Annotated in this window: 16 protein-coding genes and 1 pseudogene; 7 read left to right on the forward strand and 10 right to left on the reverse strand. The window is 70.6% G+C overall.

The genetic code is table 11. The features are described from left to right. The first annotated feature begins 124 nt into the window (after positions 1-124). The 4 genes from ACFRMN_RS32185 to glgB all read left to right on the forward strand — a co-directional run bounded on the left by ACFRMN_RS32185 (position 125) and on the right by glgB (position 8,235). On the forward strand, positions 125-2,122 hold the full coding sequence (locus ACFRMN_RS32185) for an alpha-1,4-glucan--maltose-1-phosphate maltosyltransferase (protein ID WP_383026422.1): 1,998 nt from the start codon (positions 125-127) through the stop codon (positions 2,120-2,122). Next, positions 2,119-3,840 carry a maltose alpha-D-glucosyltransferase gene (gene treS, locus ACFRMN_RS32190; RefSeq protein WP_383026314.1) on the forward strand — a complete coding sequence of 574 codons (1,722 nt, stop codon included), beginning with the start codon at positions 2,119-2,121 and terminating at the stop codon, positions 3,838-3,840. The genes ACFRMN_RS32185 and treS overlap by 4 nt, the downstream gene beginning before the upstream one ends. Positions 3,841-4,107: 267 nt before the next feature. Further along, positions 4,108-5,610: a maltokinase gene (locus tag ACFRMN_RS32195; protein WP_383026317.1), complete on the forward strand. Its 1,503-nt coding sequence runs from the start codon at positions 4,108-4,110 to the stop codon at positions 5,608-5,610. A gap of 111 nt (positions 5,611-5,721) precedes the next feature. Continuing rightward, positions 5,722-8,235 carry a 1,4-alpha-glucan branching enzyme gene (gene glgB, locus ACFRMN_RS32200; protein WP_383026320.1) on the forward strand — a complete coding sequence of 838 codons (2,514 nt, stop codon included), beginning with the start codon at positions 5,722-5,724 and terminating at the stop codon, positions 8,233-8,235. Between the two features lie 80 nt (positions 8,236-8,315). Here glgB and ACFRMN_RS32205 read toward each other — a convergent pair whose 3' ends face one another. Together ACFRMN_RS32205 and ACFRMN_RS32210 are read right to left on the reverse strand one after the other, a co-directional pair. Continuing rightward, positions 8,316-9,482, reverse strand: a complete 1,167-nt coding sequence (locus tag ACFRMN_RS32205; protein WP_383026322.1) for a glycosyltransferase — start codon at positions 9,480-9,482, stop codon at positions 8,316-8,318. A gap of 191 nt (positions 9,483-9,673) precedes the next feature. Further along, complete coding sequence (locus tag ACFRMN_RS32210) at positions 9,674-11,956, reverse strand: HelD family protein (protein ID WP_383026325.1); 2,283 nt, start codon at positions 11,954-11,956, stop codon at positions 9,674-9,676. Positions 11,957-12,165: 209 nt separating this feature from the next. Between ACFRMN_RS32210 and ACFRMN_RS32215 the strand changes: the two genes are divergently transcribed. Next, entirely contained in the window at positions 12,166-12,795 is a 630-nt protein-coding gene (locus ACFRMN_RS32215; protein WP_383026327.1) for a GntR family transcriptional regulator, read from the forward strand. Positions 12,796-12,814: 19 nt separating this feature from the next. Here the strand turns inward: ACFRMN_RS32215 and ACFRMN_RS32220 are convergent, their stop codons facing one another. The 3 genes from ACFRMN_RS32220 to ACFRMN_RS32230 form a co-directional block, all read right to left on the reverse strand. Continuing rightward, on the reverse strand, positions 12,815-13,582 hold the full coding sequence (locus tag ACFRMN_RS32220; protein WP_383026329.1) for an NPP1 family protein: 768 nt from the start codon (positions 13,580-13,582) through the stop codon (positions 12,815-12,817). A 312-nt stretch (positions 13,583-13,894) separates the two neighbouring features. Then, positions 13,895-14,710, reverse strand: a complete 816-nt coding sequence (locus tag ACFRMN_RS32225; RefSeq protein ID WP_383026332.1) for a carbon-nitrogen hydrolase family protein — start codon at positions 14,708-14,710, stop codon at positions 13,895-13,897. A gap of 168 nt (positions 14,711-14,878) precedes the next feature. Continuing rightward, positions 14,879-16,228 carry an MFS transporter gene (locus ACFRMN_RS32230; protein ID WP_383026424.1) on the reverse strand — a complete coding sequence of 450 codons (1,350 nt, stop codon included), beginning with the start codon at positions 16,226-16,228 and terminating at the stop codon, positions 14,879-14,881. Between the two features lie 141 nt (positions 16,229-16,369). Here ACFRMN_RS32230 and ACFRMN_RS32235 point away from each other — a divergent pair, with 141 nt between their 5' ends. Further along, the gene (locus tag ACFRMN_RS32235) at positions 16,370-17,110 is read left to right on the forward strand and encodes a DUF2848 domain-containing protein (protein ID WP_383026335.1); all 741 of its coding nucleotides are present in this window, start codon (positions 16,370-16,372) and stop codon (positions 17,108-17,110) included. Here the strand turns inward: ACFRMN_RS32235 and ACFRMN_RS32240 are convergent. The 4 genes and pseudogenes from ACFRMN_RS32240 to ACFRMN_RS32255 all read right to left on the reverse strand — a co-directional run. After that, positions 17,074-17,628, reverse strand: a pseudogene (locus ACFRMN_RS32240) (ATP-binding cassette domain-containing protein); the annotation flags it as partial. The gene ACFRMN_RS32235 and the pseudogene ACFRMN_RS32240 sit on opposite strands and share 37 nt — an antisense overlap. A 442-nt stretch (positions 17,629-18,070) precedes the next feature. After that, a complete protein-coding gene (locus ACFRMN_RS32245) occupies positions 18,071-18,193 on the reverse strand; it encodes a hypothetical protein (RefSeq protein ID WP_383026338.1) in 123 nt (40 codons plus the stop codon). A gap of 198 nt (positions 18,194-18,391) precedes the next feature. Continuing rightward, positions 18,392-18,724 carry a thioredoxin gene (trxA, locus tag ACFRMN_RS32250; protein ID WP_383026340.1) on the reverse strand — a complete coding sequence of 111 codons (333 nt, stop codon included), beginning with the start codon at positions 18,722-18,724 and terminating at the stop codon, positions 18,392-18,394. Between the two features lie 55 nt (positions 18,725-18,779). Further along, complete coding sequence (locus tag ACFRMN_RS32255) at positions 18,780-19,223, reverse strand: MerR family transcriptional regulator (protein WP_383026343.1); 444 nt, start codon at positions 19,221-19,223, stop codon at positions 18,780-18,782. A 273-nt stretch (positions 19,224-19,496) separates the two neighbouring features. Between ACFRMN_RS32255 and ACFRMN_RS32260 the strand changes: the two genes are divergently transcribed. Further along, positions 19,497-20,912 carry a glycoside hydrolase family 16 protein gene (locus ACFRMN_RS32260; RefSeq protein ID WP_383026426.1) on the forward strand — a complete coding sequence of 472 codons (1,416 nt, stop codon included), beginning with the start codon at positions 19,497-19,499 and terminating at the stop codon, positions 20,910-20,912. A 113-nt stretch (positions 20,913-21,025) separates the two neighbouring features. Here the strand turns inward: ACFRMN_RS32260 and ACFRMN_RS32265 are convergent, their stop codons facing one another. Further along, on the reverse strand, positions 21,026-22,111 hold the full coding sequence (locus ACFRMN_RS32265) for a hypothetical protein (RefSeq protein WP_383026346.1): 1,086 nt from the start codon (positions 22,109-22,111) through the stop codon (positions 21,026-21,028). Positions 22,112-22,114 lie beyond the last annotated feature (3 nt).

A 22,114-nucleotide genomic window follows, 5' to 3' on the forward strand; every position in this document is an offset into this window, starting at 1 on the left:
ATCCGCATCACCCGACGCACCCGCATCACCCGGTCCACCCGTCCGACCCGGTCATCCCGATCGGTCAGCTCCACCCGCCCTGCCTGTCACGCCCGCACAGCCCTCAGGTGATCCAGTGAAACCGCTGATTGGTCGCATTCCCGTCCTGGACGTACGCCCGCTCGTCGACTGCGGCAGACGCCCCGCGAAGGCGGTGAGCGGTGAGTCCTTTCTGGTCACCGCGACCGTCTTCCGCGAGGGTCATGACGCCGTCGCGGCCAACGTCGTCCTCATGGACCCCAGTGGCCGCCCCGGCCCCTGGACCCCGATGCGTGAACTCGCCCCCGGCACCGACCGCTGGGGCGCGGAGGTCACACCCACCGAGGAAGGCCGCTGGACCTACACCGTCGAGGCGTGGAGCGACCCGGTCGCCACCTGGCGCCACGCCGCGCGCATCAAGATCCCGGCGGCCGCCGACGAACAGGACATCGCCCTCGTCCTCGCGGAGGGCGCCGCGCTGTACGAGCGGGCCGCCGAGGGCGTACCGAAACGCGACGGCCGGGAGGCCGTCCTCGCCGCCGCGGACACCCTGCGCGACGAGACACTGCCCGCGCGGACACGGCTCGACGCCGCGCTCGCCCCCGAGGTCGACGCCGCGCTCTCCCGCCATCCGCTGCGCGATCTGGTCAGTTCCTCGCGCCCCGCTCCGCTGCTGGTGGAGCGCGGACGGGCACTCTTCGGCTCCTGGTACGAGCTGTTCCCGCGCTCGGAGGGCGCCGTCGTCAAGAAGGACGAGCCGCCGGTGAGCGGCACGTTCAGGACGGCCGCCGAACGGCTGCCCGCCGTCGCCGCGATGGGCTTCGACGTCGTGTATCTCCCGCCGGTCCATCCCATCGGCACCACACACCGCAAGGGCCCCAACAACACCCTCACCCCCGCCGCCGGGGATGTCGGTGTGCCCTGGGCGATCGGCTCGGCCGACGGCGGCCATGACGCGATCCACCCCGATCTGGGCACGATCGAGGACTTCGACCACTTCGTGGAGACGGCCCGCACCCTGCGGCTTGAGGTCGCGCTCGACTTCGCGCTCCAGTGCTCCCCCGACCACCCCTGGGTCACGAAGCACCCCGAGTGGTTCCACCACCGCGCGGACGGCTCGATCGCGTACGCGGAGAACCCGCCGAAGAAGTACCAGGACATCTATCCGATCGCCTTCGACAGCGATCTGCGCGGACTGGTCAGGGAGACGTGCCGGATCCTGCGCTACTGGATGGCCCACGGCGTACGGATCTTCCGTGTCGACAATCCGCACACGAAGCCGGTGCTCTTCTGGGAGAAGGTCATCGCGAACATCAACCGCACCGACCCCGATGTCATCTTCCTGGCCGAGGCGTTCACCCGGCCCGCGATGATGCGCACGCTCGGCGCGATCGGCTTCCAGCAGTCGTACACGTACTTCACCTGGCGGAACACGAAGCAGGAGCTCACCGACTATCTGACGGAGCTGTCGGGTGAGTCCGCCGCGTACATGCGGCCGAATCTCTTCGTCAACACGCCCGACATCCTGCACGCCTATCTTCAGGAGGGCGGACGGCCGGCCTTCGAGGTACGGGCCGTGCTGGCCGCCACGATGGCGCCCACCTGGGGTGTCTACGCGGGATACGAACTCTGCGAGAACACCCCCGCGAAGTCCGGCAGCGAGGAGTACCTCGATTCGGAGAAATACCAGCTACGGCCCCGGGACTGGGAAGCGGCCGAGCGCGAGGGCCGCACCATCGCCCCGCTGATCACCGCGCTCAACCGGATCAGACGGCGGCACCCCGCGCTGCGACAGCTGCGCGACATCCACTTCCACCACGCCGACAACGACGCGGTCATCGCGTACAGCAAACGGTCGGGCACGAACATCGTTCTGATGGTCGTCAACCTCGACCCTCACCACACCCAGGAGGCGACGGTCTCGTTGGACATGGAGCGGCTCGGCCTCGACAGGCACGAGACCGTCCCGGTGCGCGACGAGCTCACCGGCGAGACCTATCACTGGGGCAGAGCCACCTACGTGCGCCTAGAGCCGGGCGTCACGCCCGCGCACGTCGTGGTTCTGCGACCGTCCCCGCCGATCGGAGGGTCACCCACATCATGATCGTCAATGAGCCCGTCCACGACACGTTCGAGGACACCCCGGCCAAGGACCGCGATCCCGACTGGTTCAAGCGTGCTGTCTTCTACGAGGTCCTGGTGCGCTCGTTCCAGGACAGCAATGGCGACGGCATCGGCGACCTCAAGGGCATCACGGCCAAGCTGGACTATCTCCAGTGGCTCGGAGTGGACTGCCTCTGGCTGCCGCCGTTCTTCAAGTCACCGCTGCGCGACGGCGGCTACGACGTCTCGGACTACACAGCGGTGCTCCCCGAGTTCGGGGATCTCGCCGACTTCGTGGAGTTCGTCGACGCCGCGCACCAGCGCGGTATGCGCGTGATCATCGACGTCGTCATGAACCACACGAGTGATCAGCACGACTGGTTCCAGGAGTCCCGCAAGGACCCCGACGGGCCGTACGGCGACTACTACGTCTGGGCCGACGACGACAAGCAGTACCAGGACGCCCGGATCATCTTCGTCGACACGGAGACGTCCAACTGGACCTTCGACCCGGTGCGCAAGCAGTACTACTGGCACCGCTTCTTCTCCCACCAGCCGGATCTCAACTACGAGAACCCGGCGGTGCAGGAAGAGATCATCTCGGCGCTGCGCTTCTGGCTGGACCTGGGCATCGACGGCTTCCGGCTGGACGCCGTGCCGTATCTGTACCAGCAGGAGAACACCAACTGCGAGAACCTCCCGGCCACCCACGATTTCCTCAAGCGGGTACGGAAGGAGATCGACGCCAACTACCCGGACACGGTGATCCTCGCCGAGGCGAACCAGTGGCCCGAGGACGTCGTCGACTACTTCGGCGACTACGGGGCGGGCGGCGACGAATGCCATATGGCGTTCCACTTCCCGGTGATGCCACGGATCTTCATGGCCGTACGGCGCGAGTCCCGCTACCCGGTCTCGGAAATCCTGGCGAAGACCCCGGCGATCCCGACCGGCTGCCAGTGGGGCATCTTCCTGCGCAACCACGACGAGCTGACCCTCGAAATGGTCACGGACGAAGAGCGCGACTACATGTACGCGGAGTACGCCAAGGATCCGCGGATGCGCGCCAACATCGGCATCCGGCGCAGGCTCGCCCCGCTGCTGGACAACGACCGCAACCAGATCGAGCTGTTCACCGCCCTGCTGCTGTCGCTGCCGGGATCCCCGATCCTCTACTACGGGGACGAGATCGGGATGGGCGACAACATCTGGCTGGGCGACCGGGACGCCGTACGGACCCCGATGCAGTGGACGCCCGACCGGAACGCGGGCTTCTCGTCCAGCGACCCCGGCCGGCTCTATCTGCCGACGATCATGGACCCGGTCTACGGCTACCAGGTCACCAATGTGGAGGCGGCGATGGCGTCGCCGTCCTCGCTGCTGCACTGGACCCGGCGGATGATCGAGATCCGGAAGCAGAACCCGGCCTTCGGCCTCGGCTCGTACAGGGAGCTGCCGTCGTCGAACCCGGCCGTGCTCGCCTTTCTCCGTGAGGCGCCCTCCGAGCAGGGCGAGGGCGACGATCTGGTGCTGTGTGTGCACAACTTCTCCCGCTTCGCGCAGCCCACGGAGCTGGATCTGAAGGAGTTCAGCGGGCGCTGTCCGGTCGAGCTGATCGGCGGCGTACGGTTCCCCGCGATCGGTGAGTGGCCCTATCTGCTCACCCTGGCCGGCCACGGCTTCTACTGGTTCCGGCTGCGCAAGGACCCCGCGGCTTAGAGGCCACGCGGGCCTCTTGACAACGCCGGTCACTCCTTTACACGGTGTTGACCCCGGTCCCGTGCCGGGCGGTTTCCACCGCCCCGCACGGGGCACGCTCCTCCACATCCAGTTCGATCGATTCGATCAAATTCGTATTGAGTTCGTACGGAATCGATCCGTACGGATCATCCTCACCCGACACGTCCCGCACAGCCGGACAGCCATTGCCGCAATCCGGGACACTCTGCGCATCCTGTGGTGTGCCCGGGGAAAGGACGCGATGCCATGTCGAAGGCTGCATCCACCCGGATCACGCCGCGCCCCGCAACTGCTTCGCCCGTCGCCCCGTCCGTCACACCGCCCGTGTCGCCGGCCCTGTCGCCCGCCGACGCGAGAACGCTGGTCGGCTCGCTCGCTCCGCTGCTCCACGACTGGCTGCCCCGCCAGCGCTGGTTCGCGGGCAAGGGCCGTCCCGTCACCGGCTTCGTGCCGGTGACGGTCACCGAACTGCTGCCGGTGGACGCGGCCGGTCCGGGTCTGCTGCATCTGCTCGTACGGGTCGAGCAGCGCGGAACCTCCGGTCCGTCGCGGTCGATTCCGTCGTCTCCCTCCTCCACGCCCTCCGGAGTCACCTCGCCGGCCGGTGACTGCTATCAGCTGCTGCTGGGTGTACGGAAGGCGCTGCCGCCGCGCCTCGCGTCCGCGCTGATCGGCCACATCACACAGGGGCCCTTGGCCGGCCGTACCGTCTACGAGGCCCTGCACGACCCCCAGCTGGCCGAACTGCTGCTTGAGCGGCTGCGCTCCCCCGGCGCGCTGGGCCCGCTGCGCTTCGACCGCGCGAGCGCCGTACCCGCCGGACTGAGCGGCCGGCTGCTCGACACCGAGCAGTCCAACTCCTCCCTGGTATACGGGGACGCCTACATCCTGAAGATCCTGCGCCGGGTCTTCCCGGGCCCGCACCCCGATCTGGAGCTGCCGCTCGCGCTGGCCGCCGAGGGGTGCGAGCGGGTGCCCGCGCCGGTCGGCTGGTTCGAGGCCGCCGACCCTTCGGGCAGCGGGGACTCCCTCACACTCGGCGTCCTCCAGCCCTATCTGCGCGGCTCGCAGGACGGCTGGCAGCTGGCGCTCTCCTCGCTCGCCCACGGCAGAGAGTTCATCACGGAGGCCCACGCGCTGGGGCGGGCCACCGCCGAGGTGCACACCGCGCTCGCCGCCGCGCTGCCGACCGTGACCCTGGGCCGCAGACAGACCGCGCAGCTGGCCGACGGGATGGCCGTACGCCTGGAGGCGGCGGCGCGCGCGGTGCCCGCGCTCATGCCGTACGCCGCCGGGCTGCGGACCGCCTTCGACGCGCTCGCCGGGCTCGACGAGGCCGGGCGCGGCCGGCCCGCGCAGCGTGTCCACGGCGATCTGCACCTGGGCCAGGCGCTACGGACACCGGACGGCCGCTGGTCCGTCATCGACTTCGAGGGTGAGCCCGCCAGACCGCTCGCCGAACGCCGCCGCCCGCAGCCGCCGGTCCGCGATGTGGCGGGGATGCTCCGCTCCTTCGACTACGCGGCCCGCTCCCACGAGCCATGGCGCCCCGACTGGGCGGCGCGCTGCCGGGAGGCGTACTGCGAGGGGTACGCGACGGCCGGCACCGACCCGCGCGCGGAACCCGAGTTGCTGCGCGCGTACGAGACGGACAAGGCGATCTACGAGGTCCTGTACGAGGCGAGGCACCGCCCCGACTGGCTCCCGGTCCCGATGGCGGCGATCCGCCGACTGGCCGCGGGCGCCTGACACGTCCGGCCGGAGCCCGGCGGCCCCTGCTCCCCGTACCGCCCTTGTCCGGCCCCCGCCCCCACCTGTTCGACCATCCAGCAGCGAAGCCCAGCCGAGGAGGCAGCCCCCGTGACCGCCCGCACGCCGTCCGACCGTTCGTCCGACAGCTCGTCCCAGCCCGAGCTTCCCACCGCCTCGCTCCCGGTCCCGGCGCCCGCCGCCGAGACCGCGCGCGCGGGCGCGGGCAAGGCCACCGCCAAGGCCACCGCCAAGAAGGGGAAGAAGCCCGCGCGCCGCAAGGCACCGCCGGCCCAGGCAGCCCCGCCCGCCGCCGCGAAATCAGCCGCCCCCGCGGCGGCTCCGGCGGCGGCTCCGGCGGTAGCTCCCACGCCGCCACGGCAGCGCGAGCAGCCGAAGGGCGGCCGTCGGACGCGGGCCGCGCGACCGCTGGGCGGCGGTGACCGGGAGCGGCTGCTCTCCGGTTCGCACCACGATCCGCACGGGCTGCTGGGGGCGCATCCCGTGCGGGACGGTGTCGTCTTCCGGACGCTGCGGCCGTACGCCCACGCCGTCACCGTCGTCGCCGAGGGGCTGGCGGCCGGAGTCGAGCTGAACGACGACGGCGACGGCTTCTTCTCCGGGGTGCTGCCGCTGCGCGCGGTGCCCGCGTACACGCTCCGCGTCCGTTACAGCGACGCCACGCAGGAGCTGAACGAGCTGGAGATGCGGGATCCGTACGGCTTCCTGCCGGCCCTCGGGGATCTGGATCTGCATCTGATCGGCGAGGGCAGACACGAGGAGCTGTGGACAGCCCTCGGCGCCCGGATCATGACCCACCAGGGCGTCGCGGGCACCCGCTTCACCGTCTGGGCGCCCAACGCCCAAGGCGTCCGGGTCGCCGGTGACTTCAACTACTGGGACGGTACGAGCCTTCCGATGCGGTCGCTCGGCTCCACCGGTGTGTGGGAGCTGTTCGTGCCGGGGGTCGGTGAGGGCGCTCTCTACAAGTTCGACATCACACGGCCCGACGGTTCGCACACGCTGCGCGCCGACCCGATGGCGCGGCGCACGGAAGTACCGCCCGCGACCGCGTCCGTCGTCACCGAGTCCCACCATGTCTGGCGCGACGAGGAGTGGCTGGCGCATCGCGCCGACCGTCCCGTGCACGAGTCGCCCTTCTCGGTGTACGAGGTCCATCTGGCGTCCTGGCGACCAGGATTGACGTACCGTCAGCTCGCTTCCCAGCTGCCCGCGTATGTCAAGGACCTCGGCTTCACCCATGTCGAGCTGATGCCGATCGCCGAGCATCCCTTCGGCGGCTCCTGGGGCTATCAGGTCACCGGCTACTACGCGCCGACGTCCCGGATGGGCACCCCGGACGACTTCCGGTATCTCGTGGATTCCCTGCACCGCGCGGGCATCGGGGTGCTCGTGGACTGGGTGCCCGCCCACTTCCCGAAGGACGACTGGGCGCTGGCCCGGTTCGACGGCCGTCCGCTGTACGAGCACGCCGACCCGCAGCGGGCCGAGCACCCCGACTGGGGCACGCTGGAGTTCGACTACGGGCGCACGGAGGTCCGCAACTTCCTGGTCTCCAACGCCGTGTACTGGTGCGAGGAGTTCCATGTCGACGGGCTGCGGGTCGACGCGGTCGCCTCGATGCTCTACCTCGACTACTCGCGCGAGGAGGGGCAGTGGACCCCCAACGAGCACGGCGGCCGGGAGAACCCCGACGCCGTCGCCTTCCTCCAGGAGATGAACGCCACCGTCTACCGGCGCTGTCCCGGCGCGGTGACCATCGCCGAGGAGTCCACCGCCTGGAACGGGGTCACGCGCGCCACCCACTACGTCGGGCCCGACGGCTTCGGCGGGCTCGGTTTCGGCCTGAAGTGGAACATGGGCTGGATGCACGACTCCCTGGACTATGTCTCCAAGGAGCCCGTACACCGCAAGTACCACCACGGCGAGATGACCTTCTCCATGGTGTACGCGTACAGCGAGAACTACGTCCTGCCGATCTCGCACGACGAGGTGGTGCACGGCAAGCGGGCGCTGGTGTCCAAGATGCCCGGTGACTGGTGGCAGCAGCGCGCCAACGAACGCGCCTATCTCGGCTTCATGTGGGCCCACCCCGGCAAGCAACTCCTCTTCATGGGGCAGGAGTTCGCCCAGGGAGCGGAGTGGTCGGAGGGACACGGTCCGGACTGGTGGCTGCTCGATCCGTCGTACGCGGCGGAGCCCGACCACCGGGGCGTGCGCGATCTGGTCCGCGATCTCAACACGGTGTACGGCGCGACGCCCGCGCTCTGGCAGCGGGACACCGTTCCCGAGGGGTTCGCGTGGGTGGACGGCGACGCGGGTGAGGACAATGTCTTCGCGTTCCTGCGGTTCGACGCGGACGGCTCACCGCTGCTGGCGGTCTCGCACTTCTCGCCGGTGGTGCGCCATGAGTACCGGCTCGGAGTGCCCGAGGAGTTCTCCGCCTGGACGGAGGTCCTGAACACGGACGCGGGGCGCTACGGCGGCGGCGATGTGCTCAACGCGGACCCGGTGAAGCCCGAGTCGGTGGCCGCGCACGGCCGGCCGGTGTCCATCCAGCTGACGCTGCCGCCGCTGGCGACGGTCTGGCTGCGGCCGGTCTGACACGGCCTGGGTGATGAGGTGGCGCCGCCCGGAGTACAGGGCCGGCGCCACCTCGTCGTACGGAGACCGGAGGCCCGGACTCAGGCCACCCGCACCTGCCCCGCCGCCAGCGTCGCGGCCACCTCGGCGGGGGACGGCATCGCGGCGATCTGGTCGGCGACCGTGCGGGCCGCGGCCCGGAAGCCCTGGTCCGCCAGGACGGCGGACGCGGCCTTCGCGACCCCCTCGGGGGTGGCCGTGCCCTGCGGGAGGTCCAGTCCGGCGCCCGCCGCGGCCACCCGGTCGGCCTGGATGAACTGGTCGGCGCCCTGCGGAGCGATCACCATCGGGATGCCCGCGGCGAGCGCGCCCAGCGTGGTGCCGGCGCCGCCGTGGGTGACCACCAGATCCGTGTCGCGCAGCAGTTCGCTCAGCGGGGTGAAGCCGACGAAGGTCACCCGGTCGTGGTCGACGTCGAAGTCCTCGGCGGACGCGGTGAGTCCGAGCGTGACCCGCAACTCCACGTCCGCCTGGGACAGTTCACGCAGGATCGGGCTGAGCACGTCGGGCGAGGAGAAGACGGTACCGAAGGTCACCAGCACGCGCGGAGGCCGCTGATCCGAACGCCGCTGATCCGGACCGGCCGGTGCCGCGGCCGGCTCGGACGGCCGCTGTCCGCCCTGCCCATGGGGCTCCGGACGCAGCGGCAGCCGGCCCGACGGGGGCTGCCAGCCGTCCTGCTGCATCGCGGGCGGGCAGGTGTCCAGGTAGTGGTCGGCGGGGCGTGGTGTCAGACCGCGGTCGGCGTAACGGCCGGCGACCACCGCGTCCATCGCCGCGCCGAACTCGGGCGGCATGGCGGGGCCGTACGCCAGAGTCGCCACCGGCACATCGAGGGCGGCGGCGGTCAACGGGCCCACGAAGTCGACCAGTTCGGCGACGATCAGCTCGGGCCGCCAGTCGCGGGCGACGGCCAGCGCCTCGTCCGCGGTGAGGTCGACCCTGACCCCGGCGAAGATCTCGGCGGCCACTTCCGGGGTCGGCGTGCCCGTCGGGTCCGTACCGGTCCTGTGGGCGGCTTCCGCCAGCAGCTCATCGGCGGCCGGTCCGGCCGGCAGTACGTCGAAGCCTTCCCGGGCCAGTAAGGGAATGAGCGCGCCCGCGGTCAGGAACGCCACGGTGTCACCTCGCTCACGGAACGCGCGGGCGAGGGGGAGTTGTGGGAGCAGATGGCCGTGGACAGGGGTGCTTGAGAAAAGGATCCGCATATCGATCAGGGTATTGCTCCGCTGAACTCCCTGTGCTTTCACCCCGGTTGTCGCTGTGATGACCGGAGCCGGAGCCCGGAGCCCGGCGAATGGCGATCGGCGATCGGCGGACAAGGACCGCACGCGGGCGGACCGCACGCCCCGGTACGCGCGGTCCGCCCGCGCCTTGGGCGGGGCTTCGTGGATACGACCTACGGCGTGGCCGTCTTCAGCCGGGACGGGACCTCCGCGTCGCGGACGATCCCGAGCCGCTGGGTCGCCCGGGTCAGCGCCACGTACAGATCGTTGGTGCCGCGCGGCGAGCCGTCCATGATTCCCTCCGGGTCGACGACGATCACCGTGTCGAACTCAAGCCCCTTCGCCTGCCGCGCGTCGAGCAGCACGACGGGCCGGGTCAGATCGGGCGCGATGCCCCAGGAGGCGTCGGGCAGTTCGGCCGCGAGCTCCGGCAGCAGCGCCGCCGGGGCGATCACGGCGAGCCGGCCCTCACCCGGATGCTCGACCGCCAGACCGGCCGCCGTACGGGCCAGATCACCGGGCTTGGCGGAGCGTACGAGCGGCCCCTCGCCCGTCGCGCGCACGGACCTCGGCGGCTCGAAGAGCGGGTCCGTCAGGCGCCGTACCTCGGCCGCGACCTCCATGATCTCGGCGGGCGTACGGTAGTTGACGCCCAGCTTGGACAGCTCCCAGCGCTGCCGTACGTACGGCTCCAGGATCTGCTGCCAGGAGTCGCAGCCCGCCGCGTCCCCGGTCTGGGCGGGGTCGCCGACCAGGGTCATGGACCGGCTCGGGCAGCGGCGCATCAGCAACCGCCAGGCCATCGCGGACAGTTCCTGCGCCTCGTCCACCACGATATGGCCGAAGGCCCAGGTGCGGTCGGCGGCGGCCCGCTCGGCGGCGCTGCGGGTGTCGGTCTCCTCGTGCCGCTCCGCGAACCGCTCGGCGTCGATGATGTCGTGCGCGGCAAGAACCTCCGAGTCGTCGTCGTCCCTGTCCTCGAACTCCTGCGTACGGGAGCCGTACGACAGCTCAAGCACACCCTGCGCGTAGGCGATCCGCTCCTGGCGCTCCAGCGCGGCGGCGGCGCGGGCCGCGCTGTCGTCCTCGCCGAGCAGTTCGGCCGCCTCGTCCAGCAGCGGTACGTCGGCCGGGGTCCAGTCGATCCTGGCGTCGGCGCCGGTACGGGGCCCGGAGCGGCGTACGGCGGCGGCGTCGCGCGAGCCGAGCAGGGCGCCCGGATCCGCCAGGAAGTCGGAGACGAGCTCCTGCGGGGTGAGCCTCGGCCACAGCGTGTCGATCGCCGCCTGTACCTCGGGGCTGGTGGCGATCTCCTTGCCGAGCTGGGCGATGTCCGTCGGGTCGAGGAGGTTGGGACCGCCGAGCGGGTCGGCGCCGATCCGGTCCGCGAGCTGTTCGGTGAGCGCGTCGATGATCCGGAAGGCGAAGGTCGGCCGGGCGGGGTTGTGCGGCAGTCCGGTGTCCCGGGCGCGCTGCCGTGCCTCGTACACCGTGTCGCGGTCGAGTACGAGCGTGCCGTACTCGGCGTGCGCGATCTCCAGGACGGGGCGGGGCAGCGACTGCCGGCCGCGCAGTTCCTCGGCCAGTACGCGCGCCATGTCGGCACGGCCCTTGACCTCGGCCGCCTCGGGGGTGTCCGTACCGGTGGCCCGTACGCCGGGGAACAGCTCCCCCACGGTCGACAGCAGCACACCGGTCTCACCGAGCGAGGGCAGCACCTCGCCGATATAGCCGAGGAAGGCGGGGTTCGGGCCGACGATCAGCACGGCGCGGCGGGCCAGCTGCTCGCGGTACGCGTAGAGCAGATACGCCGCCCGGTGCAGCGCGACGGCGGTCTTGCCGGTGCCGGGACCGCCCTCGACCACCAGCACACCGCGGTGCGGCGCGCGGATGATGCGGTCCTGCTCGGCCTGGATGGTCTGCACGATGTCACTCATCCGCCCGGTGCGGGCGGAGTTCAGCGCGGAGAGCAGTACGGCGTCGCCGTCCGGGTCCTCGTATCCGGTGCGCGTGGTGTCGGTGAGGTCCATGATCTCGTCGTGGAGCCCGGTGACACGGCGCCCGTCGGTGGTGAGGTGGCGTCGTCTGCGCAGGCCCATCGGTGAATGGCCGGTGGCGAGATAAAAGGGGCGCGCCACGGGGGCCCGCCAGTCGATCAGCAGCGGGGTACGTTCCGGGTCGTCCCGTCGCATTCCGATGCGTCCGATGTGATGGGTCGTCCCCTCGCTGAGATCGATCCGGCCGAAACAGAGACCGGACTCGACCGCATTCAGCGCGGACACGCGGCCCGAGTGTTCCGCGACGCTGATATCGCGCTCGACACGGGCCTGCCGCACGGTGGTGACCTGGCCGATCGACGCCTCCACGGCGGTCTCCGCCTGCTCCCTCAGGGCATCAAGACGCTCATAGAGGAGGGAGACGAATTGCTGCTCATTCTGCAATTCCTCGGTTGACAATTCAGCCCCTGTCCGATACGCTGCATTCCAGTGATCTGGCCCATGTCGCTATTCACCGAAGACATGGAAACAGCCAATATACACAGAGGAACACCCCGGCCGTCAATTCGGTCCGGGGTCTTTTTGCGTCTCGCATCCTTTTCGCGCGTATCGCGACCTCGGGCGCGTCTGTATACTCGTTGTATGCAACCTTCGCTGTGGGGGAAGTCATGACGTCGGGCAGGGAGAAGGCGTACGCGTTCCTCAAGGAGAACGTGCTCACCGACCCGGACAGACAGGGCGAGTTCCTCTCCGAGCAGGAGCTGGCGAACCGCATCGGGGTCTCCCGTACCCCCATCCGTGAGGCGCTGCTGCTGCTCGCCGCCGAGGATCTCGTACGGCTGGTCCCCAAGCGGGGGGCACAGATCGTGCCGCTGTCGGGGCGGGAGATCACCGAGCTGATGGAGCTGCGCGGCATCGTCGAGCGGTACGCGGCGGAACAGGTCATCCCCGGGGACCGGGACGGACTGGTGGCCGAGCTGACCGGGCTCCTGGAGCGCCAGCGGACCCTGAGCGGGCCCGAGCACGCCAGGGAGTTCATCGCGGTGGACCATCTCTTCCACGCCACGATCGTGGCCGCGGCGGGCAACTCGCTGCTCAACCGGCACTATGACGGGCTGCGCAGCCGGCAGATCAGGGCCGGGGTGGTGGCCCTCTACAACCAGCAGGGGCGGCAGGAGTCCGTACTGACCGAGCACCGCGCGATCCTGGCGGCGATCGCCTCCGGTGACCGGCCGGCCGCGCACAGCGCGATCGACGGTCACCTGGAGACGACGCTCAAGGTGCTGCTCGCCGGCTAGGTGTTCCAGGGCGTGTTCATCAGGCGTTGGGGTCGAACGGGATGCCGACCGGCTTGGCCTTCTCCAGATGGCTGTTGAAGTTGCCGTCCTTGAGGCCGAAGACGGCGCTGCCGAAGTTGGCCTGGCTCAGCTTGTCGCGGAGACCCGCGGGGTAGCCGTTCCAGCCGACCAGGGTCGGGAACTGCCAGCTGCCCTTGTGGTTCTCCGGCGGCTCGTCGTTGGTGTTCGCGGCACGGAAGCAGTGCGTGCCGATGCCGTCCTTGTGGTAGACGACCTTCGGGTGTGTACCGTCCCAGCGGATCTGGTCACGGGTGTGGATGTTGAAGTTGCCGTGGGCGGAAGTGGAGACGTACTGGGCCACGTTGTTCTGCGTCCACACCACGACATGCTCCCAGTCGTGGCGGTGCCCGCCGAGCCCGCTGCCCGCCACGGCCTGGTCCTTCTCGAAGTAGAGGCCGTAGATGGTCGCGCACCAGCCGTTGTTGCACTTGGACCGCGCGTATCCGTTGGTGTTGTCCAGGTCCCACGAGTCGCGGCACGAACCGTTGACGGCCCCGGTGGTGTTGAGGCCGGGGGCGATGGTCCCGTCAGGGCCGATGGCGGGGGTGGGGTAGCAGCCGTCCGTGTCGTAGTCGAAGGCCGGCTGGAACGTCTGCTCCAGCCCGTCCGCGTTGCCGGGCAGCGCCTTGGGGGGATCGGCGAGCGCGCTGCCCGGCACAGCGATGACCAGCGCGATGGCGCTGCCGAAGATGAGCGAGACCTTGCGGATGCGCGAGCTTTTCTTCACTGCGTCCTCCTGATCGACCGCGACGTGGGGTACGCGGTCCGATTGACATGCCCGGATCACCTTCCCCCGCCCTCGTTGACGCGTCCAGCATCGCCGGATGTCGGAGCGATGAAGGGTCAGCCAATACGGAGGGGGGTGAAGGACACCGGAGTTACCCGCTTGGTGAAGTGTGACGGCAGAGGACGCCGAAGTGAAGCGGGCCGAAGTGAGGCCGCTGGAAGGTGAGTTGAGCCGAATCGAAGCCGAGTTGAAGCAGAGGCGCGTACCGCGTCGGCTCGGGTTGGTCAGCTCGGGTTGGTCAGCTCGGGTTGGTCAGCTCGGGTCGGTGAGCCTGCGGTTGGCCAGGACGGGAACGGCACGGCGGACCGCGGCGACCTCGTCCAGGTCCACGTCCGCGAGCAGCGTGCCAGGGCCGGCGCCGAGGCGCTGCCGTACGGTCCCGTCGGGACCGATGAGGGCGCTGTGGCCGATTCCGGTGGGGGCCGCCGACTTCGCGGTGGGGTCCGCCCCCGTACCGGTCGCCGCGGGATCGGCCTGGTCCACGGCGGCGAGCCAGAGCGTGGCGTCCAACGCCCTTGCCCGGATGAGCAGTTCCCACTGCTCGCGCTTGCCGGGACCGGCGCCCCAGGAGGCGGGGAGCAGCGAGAGCACCGCTCCGGCGTCGGCGTGCGCCCGGAACAGTTCGGGGAAGCGGATGTCGTAGCAGGTGGCCAGGCCGATCCGGACGCCGTCCACCTCGATGGTGACCACCTCGGAGCCGGCCGCCACGGTGTCGGACTCGGCGAAGCCGAAGGCGTCGTAGAGATGGATCTTGTCGTAGGCCGCCTCGACGCCGGGGCCGGTGGCGAGCAGGGTGTTGGCCACCTTGCCGTCCGGGGCGGGCGTGAACATGCCCGCGACCACGACGAGCCCGGTCTCCTCGGCGAGCCGGCGCACCGCCGTTGCCCAGGGGCCGTCGAGCGGTTGCGCGAGCGGCGCCAGGGGGGTGCCGAAGCAGGCCATCGCGGCCTCGGGGAAGACGATGACGCGGGCGTCCTCGGCCGCGGCGCGGTGGGCCTCGGCGCGAAGGAGTTCGAGGTTCGCCTCGGGGTCGGGGCCGGTGGTGAGCTGGCTCAGCGCGATGCGCATGAGGTGGTTCCCTTCTCGGAACTCGGGTCTCGGGACTCGGGACTCGGGTCTCAGGACTCGGGTCTCAGGTACGGCGTGCGGGCGCGGACGTAAGGGCTTCGGCGTGCGGATGTGGTGCGGGGCGTACGTACGTACGTTCTTACCGGCTCGCGGCTTACGGCGTACCGCTCACGCCTGTACGCGGACGGGCTGTTCCGTACCGCTCAGATTCTCGTCGTCGGCCGGGTTCCCGTCGCGGCCCAGACACAGCCCGACGACCGTGACCACGGCGGTCACCGCGACGTAGAGCGCCAGCGGGATCCAGGAGTCGTACGCGTCGAGCAGCGCGGTGAACAGCAGCGGCGCGACGGCTCCGCCGATGACCCCGGCCAGCGTGTACGCGAGCGAGGAGCCGGTGTAGCGCAGACGCGGGGAGAACTGCTCGGCGATGAAGGCCGCCTGCGGCCCGTACATCAGCGAGTGGATGGCCAGCGCCACCACGACCCCGAGCGCGAGCAGCGGCCAGCTGCCGCCACTTGTCATCGGGAAGAACAGGAACGGCCAGACACCGGCGGCCACGGCGGAGACGCCGTACAGCAGACGCCGGTTGACCCGGTCGGACAGGGCCCCGGCCAGCGGGATCAGGAAGACCTGCAATGAGGAGCCGATCAGGACGGCGGCCAGCGCCGAGCCGCGCGACATGCCGAGCTCGCCGGTCGCGTAGGTCAGTACGAAGACGGTGAACAGCGCGTACAGCACATCCGGGGCGACCCGGCTGAGGATCGCGGCCGACAGCGCGCGCGGATGCGTGGTGAAGACCTCGCGGATCGGTGCCTCGGGGCGCTTCTGCTCGGCCTCCATCGCCTTGAAGACGGGGGTCTCCTCAAGCTTCGCGCGGATCCACAGCCCGAAGACGACCAGCACCCCGGAGAGCAGGAAGGCCACACGCCAGCCCCAGGAGGTGAACTGATCCTCCGTCAGCAGGGCCCCGAGGGCGGCGAGTACGCCATTGGCCATCAGGTTGCCGGCGGGCGGGCCGATCTGGGCGGCCGAGGCGAAGAAGCCGCGCCTGCGCGGATCACCGAACTCACTGGAGAGCAGTACGGCCCCGCCCCACTCGCCGCCGACACCGACGCCCTGGGCGAAGCGGAGGATGACGAGAGCGATGGGCGCGGTCACGCCGATCGTGGCGTAGGAGGGGAGCAGACCGATCAGGAGGGTCGCGGCCCCGATCAGTACGAGGGTCGCGATGAGGACCTTCTTGCGGCCGATCTTGTCGCCGAGCCGGCCGAAGACGAAACCGCCCAGGGGCCGGGAGACATAACCGACGGCGTAGGTGGAGAAGGCCAGGAGCGTGCCGGTGGCGGGGTCCTCGGAGGGGAAGAAGACATCGCCGAAGACGAGCGCGGCGGCCACGGAGTAGATAGCGAAGTCGTACCACTCCAGGGCGGTCCCGGTGAGGCTGGCGAAGAAGGCGCGGCGGACCGCGGACCCGCCCAGCGATTGCGTTTCCAAACCCTTGCCCCTGCTCGTGTCCATGTTCGTGCTGTTCTTCACGATGACCGTCCTTGCTGAGGTGCGCTATCGACCTTCCGGCATACTTCTTGTATACAGGTCGTATGCGCAAGCCTTCCGCGCAAAGTTAACCTCGCCGATACCGCGATCGATGTGGAGAAACCCATGGCGCTGCTGACCTTCGAACTGCCCGACGGCACCACCAGGCGCGTCGATGTCGTCCAGGTGCTCAACGCCGGATACGCCGGACGCAGCCAGGACGATGTCGCCGCGCATGTCGCGGAGCTCGCCGAGCTGGGGGTGCCCGCGCCGTCCGTGACCCCTGCCCTCTACCCGGTCGCCCCGTATCTCGCCCAGCACACCGACCGGGTCAGCGTCCAGCACGGGCGTACCTCGGGCGAAGCGGAATGGGCCCTGGTGGTGGACGGCGACGGGGAACTGCTGCTGACGGCCGCCTGCGACCACACCGACCGTGAGCTGGAGGTGCACGGTGTGGCGTGGAGCAAGAACGCGGGCCCGGACGTCCTCGCCCGGCGTGCCTGGCGGCTGGCCGACGTACAGGAGCGGCTGGACGCGCTGACCCTGCGGGCGTGGGTGACCCACGTCGGCTCGGGCTCCGGCTCCGGCTCCGGCTCCGGCTCCGGCTCCGGCTCCGGCTCCGGGGAGGAGACCCTGATCCAGGACGGCACGCTGGCGGAGCTGCTGACTCCGGGCTACTGGGCCGAGGTGCTGCGGGAACGTGGCGATCTGGTGCCGGGTACGGTGCTGATCTCCGGCACCATCCCCATGGCCGAGGGCGTGGACCAGTTCGCCGACCGCTGGCGGGTCGAGCTGGGCGACCCGGCCACGGGGGATGTGATCGAGCTGGCTTACGACGTGGCGCGGATGCCGGCGCCCATCGGCTGAAGGGTCTCCGGCTCTGGCGTGTTCCGTCGCGCCACGCTGCCTGCGCTGCCCGCGCTGCCTCCGTTACCCGCGTTACCTGCGTCGCCCGCGTTGTGCGAGCCGTGCAGGCGGGCGTACGCGCCGCCGCGCGACAGCAGCTCCTGATGGGTCCCGGACTCGACGATCCGGCCGTGGTCCAGGACCAGGATGCGGTCGGCGTCCGGGGCCAGGTTCAGATCGTGCGTGATCATGAGGGTCGTACGCCCCGCCATCAGCCGGCGCAGCGGGCCGACGACCCGGCGGGCGGCGGGCGCGTCCAGACCGGTGGTGGGTTCGTCCAGGACGAGTACGGGCGCGTCGCGCAGCATCGCGCGGGCGATGGTGACGCGTTGGAGTTGTCCGCCGGAGAGCCGGGCCGTGCCCGGGGCGATCAGGGTGTCGTAGCCGTCGGGCAGCGCGGAGATGAAGGTGTGCGCGGCGGCGGCCTCGGCCGCCCGTACCACCTCGGCGTCGGTGGCCCCCGGCCGCCCGAACGTGATCCCGCTGAGGGTGTCGCGTTCCGCGCCGGGGTAGCGGAAGCCGGCCCCGGCGAACTCCACGACACCGCGCACGCGCGGGGGTTCGACGGCCGTGCGGGCGGTACGGGCACGGGGGGTATGAGCAGGGGCAGGGCCGGGCGCGCGGGCCTCGCGTCGGTCCGCTGCCCGGTGGCGCGCAGCCTCACGGTCGGCTGGTCTTCTTCGTACGAGGTCACTGTCGCTCCCGCTGGGGCCGGGCCGGATGGCGAAGGACGCCGGATGGCGAGGGGCCGGATGGCAGGGCGGTGGGGGGGCGGCCGGCGGGGGCGGGGCCCCCCCCGGGGCGGGCGGAGAGGGCCCCCCCCGCGCCGGCGCGGCGGCGGGGGGGGCGGCGGGGGGGGATTCGGGGGGGGGGGGCGCGGGGGGGGCGCCCCCCCCCCCACCGGGGTGCCGGAATCAGCCGTCAGCCACCGATCGGGCGGCGCTGCGGGCGCTGCGGCTGCTGCTTCTTCGCAGGGGCCGGCTTCTGCGGCGCGCGGCTGTTCTTGGCCGCGGGCTTCAGCGGGGTGATCTTGCGCAGGCTCATGGAATTCTCCCTCTTCTCGTTCTCTCTGTTCACCGGAGCCGTTGTCCGGCTTCGATGGACAAGAACCTAAGGAGGGGTCCTGGGCGCGAAATGGCGATCAGCTGTGCTTGACCTGTCGGTGACATGAGAGATTTTTAAGGCGTTTTCGGGAACCGCCACGCCATTGGCTGTACAGAATTCCGCGCTCTGCGCGACGGGTCAGACCACCTCTTCCAGTTCCTGGAGCAGCTTGCGCTTCGGCCGGGCCCCGACCATGGACTTCACCGGTTCGCCCGAGCGGAACACCATCAGCGTCGGCATCGCGAGGACCCCGTATCGCGCCGTGACCTCGGGGTTGCTGTCCACATCGAGCTGGACGACCTTGAGCCGGTCGGCCTGTTCCCCGGCCACGGCGCTCAGCACCGGCGCGAGTTGCCGGCAGGGCCCGCACCAGTCGGCGGTGAATTCCACGAGGACCGGGAGTCCGGCCTTGAGCACCTCGTTGTCGAAGTCCGTGTCCGTCACGGCGTCGACACCCTCTATCGCGATCATTTCTCTGTCTCTCCTCGATTGACGCGGCTGAATTCTCGCGCGCTTTTGTGCGACATCAGTTTTTGTACGGCGTCGATGGGTGCGGCGTCAGTTCGCAGCGCGGTTCAGGACCGCCCGGCACCTCCGCTTCGGCCGCCAGCCCGGCGCGCGCCGCCTCGGCCTGCGCGAGCTGCGCCCCGACCTGGGCCCGTACCGACTGAAGCTCACCGATCAGCCCGTCCAGCTCGCCGAGCTTGCGGCGGTAGACGGCGAGCGAGGCGGGACAGGCGTCCCCGGCCGGATGCCCGGCGCGCAGGCACTCCACGAACGGCCGCGTCTCCTCCAGGTCGAACCCGAAGTCCTGAAGGGTCCTGATCTGCCGGAGGAGCCGCAGATCGCTCTCGTCGTACGTGCGGTAGCCGTTCACCGCGCGCCGGGCGGGCAGCAGCCCGCGTGACTCGTAGTACCGCAGAGTCCGCGTGGTCGTCCCCGCCCGCTCCGCCAGCTCGCCGATTCGCATGTCTTCGACCGTAATCCTTGACGTCGAGGTCAAGGCAAAGGTCAAGGCAAGGGGAAAGGCATTGACGCTGTGCCCGGGCGCCGCTACAAGACGTACTGAGAGCGTACTGAGAGCGCTCTCAGTACTGCTCTCAGTACGGCTCTCGACGCGCTCCCGACCAGTCTTCTCAGTCCCCCTCGGCACCATCCGCACCGGAGGTGTTCCTTGAGAACGAGCCACATCAGACGTACCCCCCGCACCCCCCGTACCCCCCTCGTCGCCGCGATCCTCGCCATGACCGTCGCGCTGGCCGGGTTCATCGGCGTCACCGGCGCCGGCACCGCCCAGGGCGCGATACCGCCCGCGCCCGGCTGGAACCTCCAGTGGAGCGACGACTTCAACGGCGCGGACCGCACCCCGCCCTCCGCCGCCAACTGGCAGACCGACACCGGCCACGGCTACCCCGGCGGACCCGGCAACTGGGGCACCGGCGAGATCCAGAACTACACCGCGAGCCCGGACAATCTGAGCCTCGACGGCAACGGAAACCTCCGGATCACCCCGCTCAGGGACGGCGCGGGCAACTGGACCTCCGCCCGGATCGAGACCCATCGCGCCGACTTCAAGGCTCCGGCGGGCGGCACCCTCCGTATCGAGGGCCGTATCCAGATGCCGAACGTGACGGGCGACGCCGCCCTCGGCTACTGGCCCGCCTTCTGGACCCTCGGCTCGCCGTACCGGGGCAACTACTGGAACTGGCCGGCCACCGGTGAGTTCGACATCATGGAGAACGTCAACGGGATCAACTCCGTCTGGGGCGTGCTGCACTGCGGAGTGAACCCGGGCGGCCCCTGCAACGAGACCACCGGGATCGGTGCCAACCGTGCCTGCCCCGGGGCCAGTTGCCAGTCCGCGTTCCACACCTACCGCTTCGAGTGGGACCGTGCCGTCACACCCAATGAGCTGCGCTGGTACGTGGACGACCAGCTCTTCCACACCGTGCGGCAGAACCAGATGGACGCCGGTACCTGGGCCAATATGACCGACCACGCCGGGTACTTCATCCTCCTCAACGTGGCGATCGGCGGCGCGTTCCCCGACGCGCTCGGCGGCCGGACCCCGACCGCCGCGACCGTCCCCGGCCGCCCCATGCTCGTCGACTACGTGGCCGTCTGGACCCGTGGTGGCACGCCCCCGACGGATCCCCCGACCGATCCCCCGACCGACCCGCCGCCGTCGGGTTCCCCGACGCTGTACGCGCGGACGGGTGCCGGACTCGGTGACTCCACCGGCTCGGCCGCGTCGGCCACCGTCGCCACGGCGGGCGGCGCCAACTACGACGGCACGCCGCACACCCCGCAGGTCTTCACCTCCAGCGGGATCACCCGTACGTACAACGGCGGCGCCACGCAGTTCGACCTGTTCGTGGACGCGGGGACGTCGGTCGGCAACGGCCAGCAGGTGCAGGTGAGTTACGACCGTAAGGGCGACGGCACCTGGGACCGTACGGAGACCTACGAGTACTTCGCGACCGATCCGGTATCCGGCTATGAGCACTACACCCAGGCCAGGGGCCTGAAGTCGGCCACCGGATCGCACGGGAACCTGGTCAACGGGAAGGTACGCGTCGAGGTCTGGAACGCCATCGGCACCGGCGCGAGCACGCTCGGTATCGGCAACCAGTCGGTGATCCGGATCCCGTTCGCCTGACGCGGCTCGACGTCGCCGGACGTCGCCGGACGTCGCCCGACGTCGCCCGACGCGGCACGAGCAGGCCGGTACGGACCGCCGCGTCCGTACCGGCCGGGCGCGGGCGACAGGACTCAGCCGCCGGATCGCGGGGCGGTGACCCGCGCCTCGACGGGGATGTTCCGGTACCAGAAGCCGCACAGCCCTTCCCAGATCTCGCGTTCGGCCGCGCTGCTGAGCACGTCGGGCACAGGCACGGGTTCGGGCGCGGGCGCGGGCACCGGCAGGGGCGCGGGCGGCTGCTGCTGCCACTGGTCCGCGGGGCCGGCCTCCGGCAGCGGCGGCCGGCCGCCGTTCCGCGCCGTGTCCAGCAGCAGCCCCCGGTAGAGATCGAAGGCGACGCGGATCTGCTGCCCGTGCACGACGGCGGTGGTGAGCGCGGCCCGGTAGCCGGTCAGCGCACCGAGCGCGCCGACCACGAGGGAGACGGCGGCGAGCCACGGCGCGCCGCCCACCGCCACCGTGCAGACCGGCGCGGCGACGGCGAACGCCACGGACAGCGCGGTGGCGGCGAGCGCGCCGTCGAGACGGGCCCGGCTCGACGCGAACGTGCCGGTGAACGGGGCGGGCAGGAGCGGGAACAGCCGGGGCCAGACGAGCACGGCGTCGATTCCGTACCGGGTACGGGGGTAATCCTCGGCGCCGCGCAGGACGTTGCCGAGGCGCGTGGGCAGTACGGGCACCCCGGGCAGTGGGTAGTGCAGATAAAGCGTCTCGTACGCGTCCGGGCCGCCCGCCCGTACATGGCCGCGCAGCTGCGCGCGGGCCCGTTCGTGACGGCGCGCGCGCCGCGCCCCGAGCCGTCGGCCGAAACGTCCCGGCCAGTACCCCTCGGCCCAGCGCAGCAGGGTCACCCGGTGGGCCGCCAGCAGCGCGGTGAGGAGGGTGACGGCGAGGACGAAGCCCGCCGCATGGACGGTACGCACGCTCGCGGGCCGGTCGCTCCAGGTAGCGACGGCCGTACCGAGTCCCGTACCGAGTCCCGTACCGAGTCCCGTACCCGGCCCCGCACCGAGCTCGGCGGCAGAACTCGCTTCCGCGGCCGCTTCGAGAGTGACCCCGAGGAGGACGGCCGAGAAAACGAGAGCGGGAAGGGCCGAGGTGAAGAGCAGGCGCCGGCTCGTACCGGCCAGCGCGTCCCGGAACACGTCCGCGATCACGTC

Origin of the sequence: Streptomyces sp. NPDC056835 (assembly GCF_042789485.1) — a bacterium.
GTDB lineage: Bacteria > Actinomycetota > Actinomycetes > Streptomycetales > Streptomycetaceae > Streptomyces.

Excerpts from the sequence above, each read along its gene's own strand:
- ACFRMN_RS32255 (WP_383026343.1), bottom strand. The coding sequence starts at position 19,223 with ATGCGAATCGGCGAGCTGGCGGAGCGGGCGGGGACGACCACGCGGACT.
- ACFRMN_RS32260 (WP_383026426.1), top strand. The coding sequence starts at position 19,497 with ATGACCGTCGCGCTGGCCGGGTTCATCGGCGTCACCGGCGCCGGCACC.
- ACFRMN_RS32205 (WP_383026322.1), bottom strand. The coding sequence starts at position 9,482 with ATGCGGATCCTTTTCTCAAGCACCCCTGTCCACGGCCATCTGCTCCCA.
- ACFRMN_RS32230 (WP_383026424.1), bottom strand. The coding sequence starts at position 16,228 with ATGGACACGAGCAGGGGCAAGGGTTTGGAAACGCAATCGCTGGGCGGG.
- ACFRMN_RS32215 (WP_383026327.1), top strand. The coding sequence starts at position 12,166 with ATGACGTCGGGCAGGGAGAAGGCGTACGCGTTCCTCAAGGAGAACGTG.
- ACFRMN_RS32235 (WP_383026335.1), top strand. The coding sequence starts at position 16,370 with ATGGCGCTGCTGACCTTCGAACTGCCCGACGGCACCACCAGGCGCGTC.
- treS (WP_383026314.1), top strand. The coding sequence starts at position 2,119 with ATGATCGTCAATGAGCCCGTCCACGACACGTTCGAGGACACCCCGGCC.
- trxA (WP_383026340.1), bottom strand. The coding sequence starts at position 18,724 with ATGATCGCGATAGAGGGTGTCGACGCCGTGACGGACACGGACTTCGAC.
- ACFRMN_RS32245 (WP_383026338.1), bottom strand. The coding sequence starts at position 18,193 with ATGAGCCTGCGCAAGATCACCCCGCTGAAGCCCGCGGCCAAGAACAGC.
- ACFRMN_RS32225 (WP_383026332.1), bottom strand. The coding sequence starts at position 14,710 with ATGCGCATCGCGCTGAGCCAGCTCACCACCGGCCCCGACCCCGAGGCG.
- ACFRMN_RS32195 (WP_383026317.1), top strand. The coding sequence starts at position 4,108 with ATGTCGAAGGCTGCATCCACCCGGATCACGCCGCGCCCCGCAACTGCT.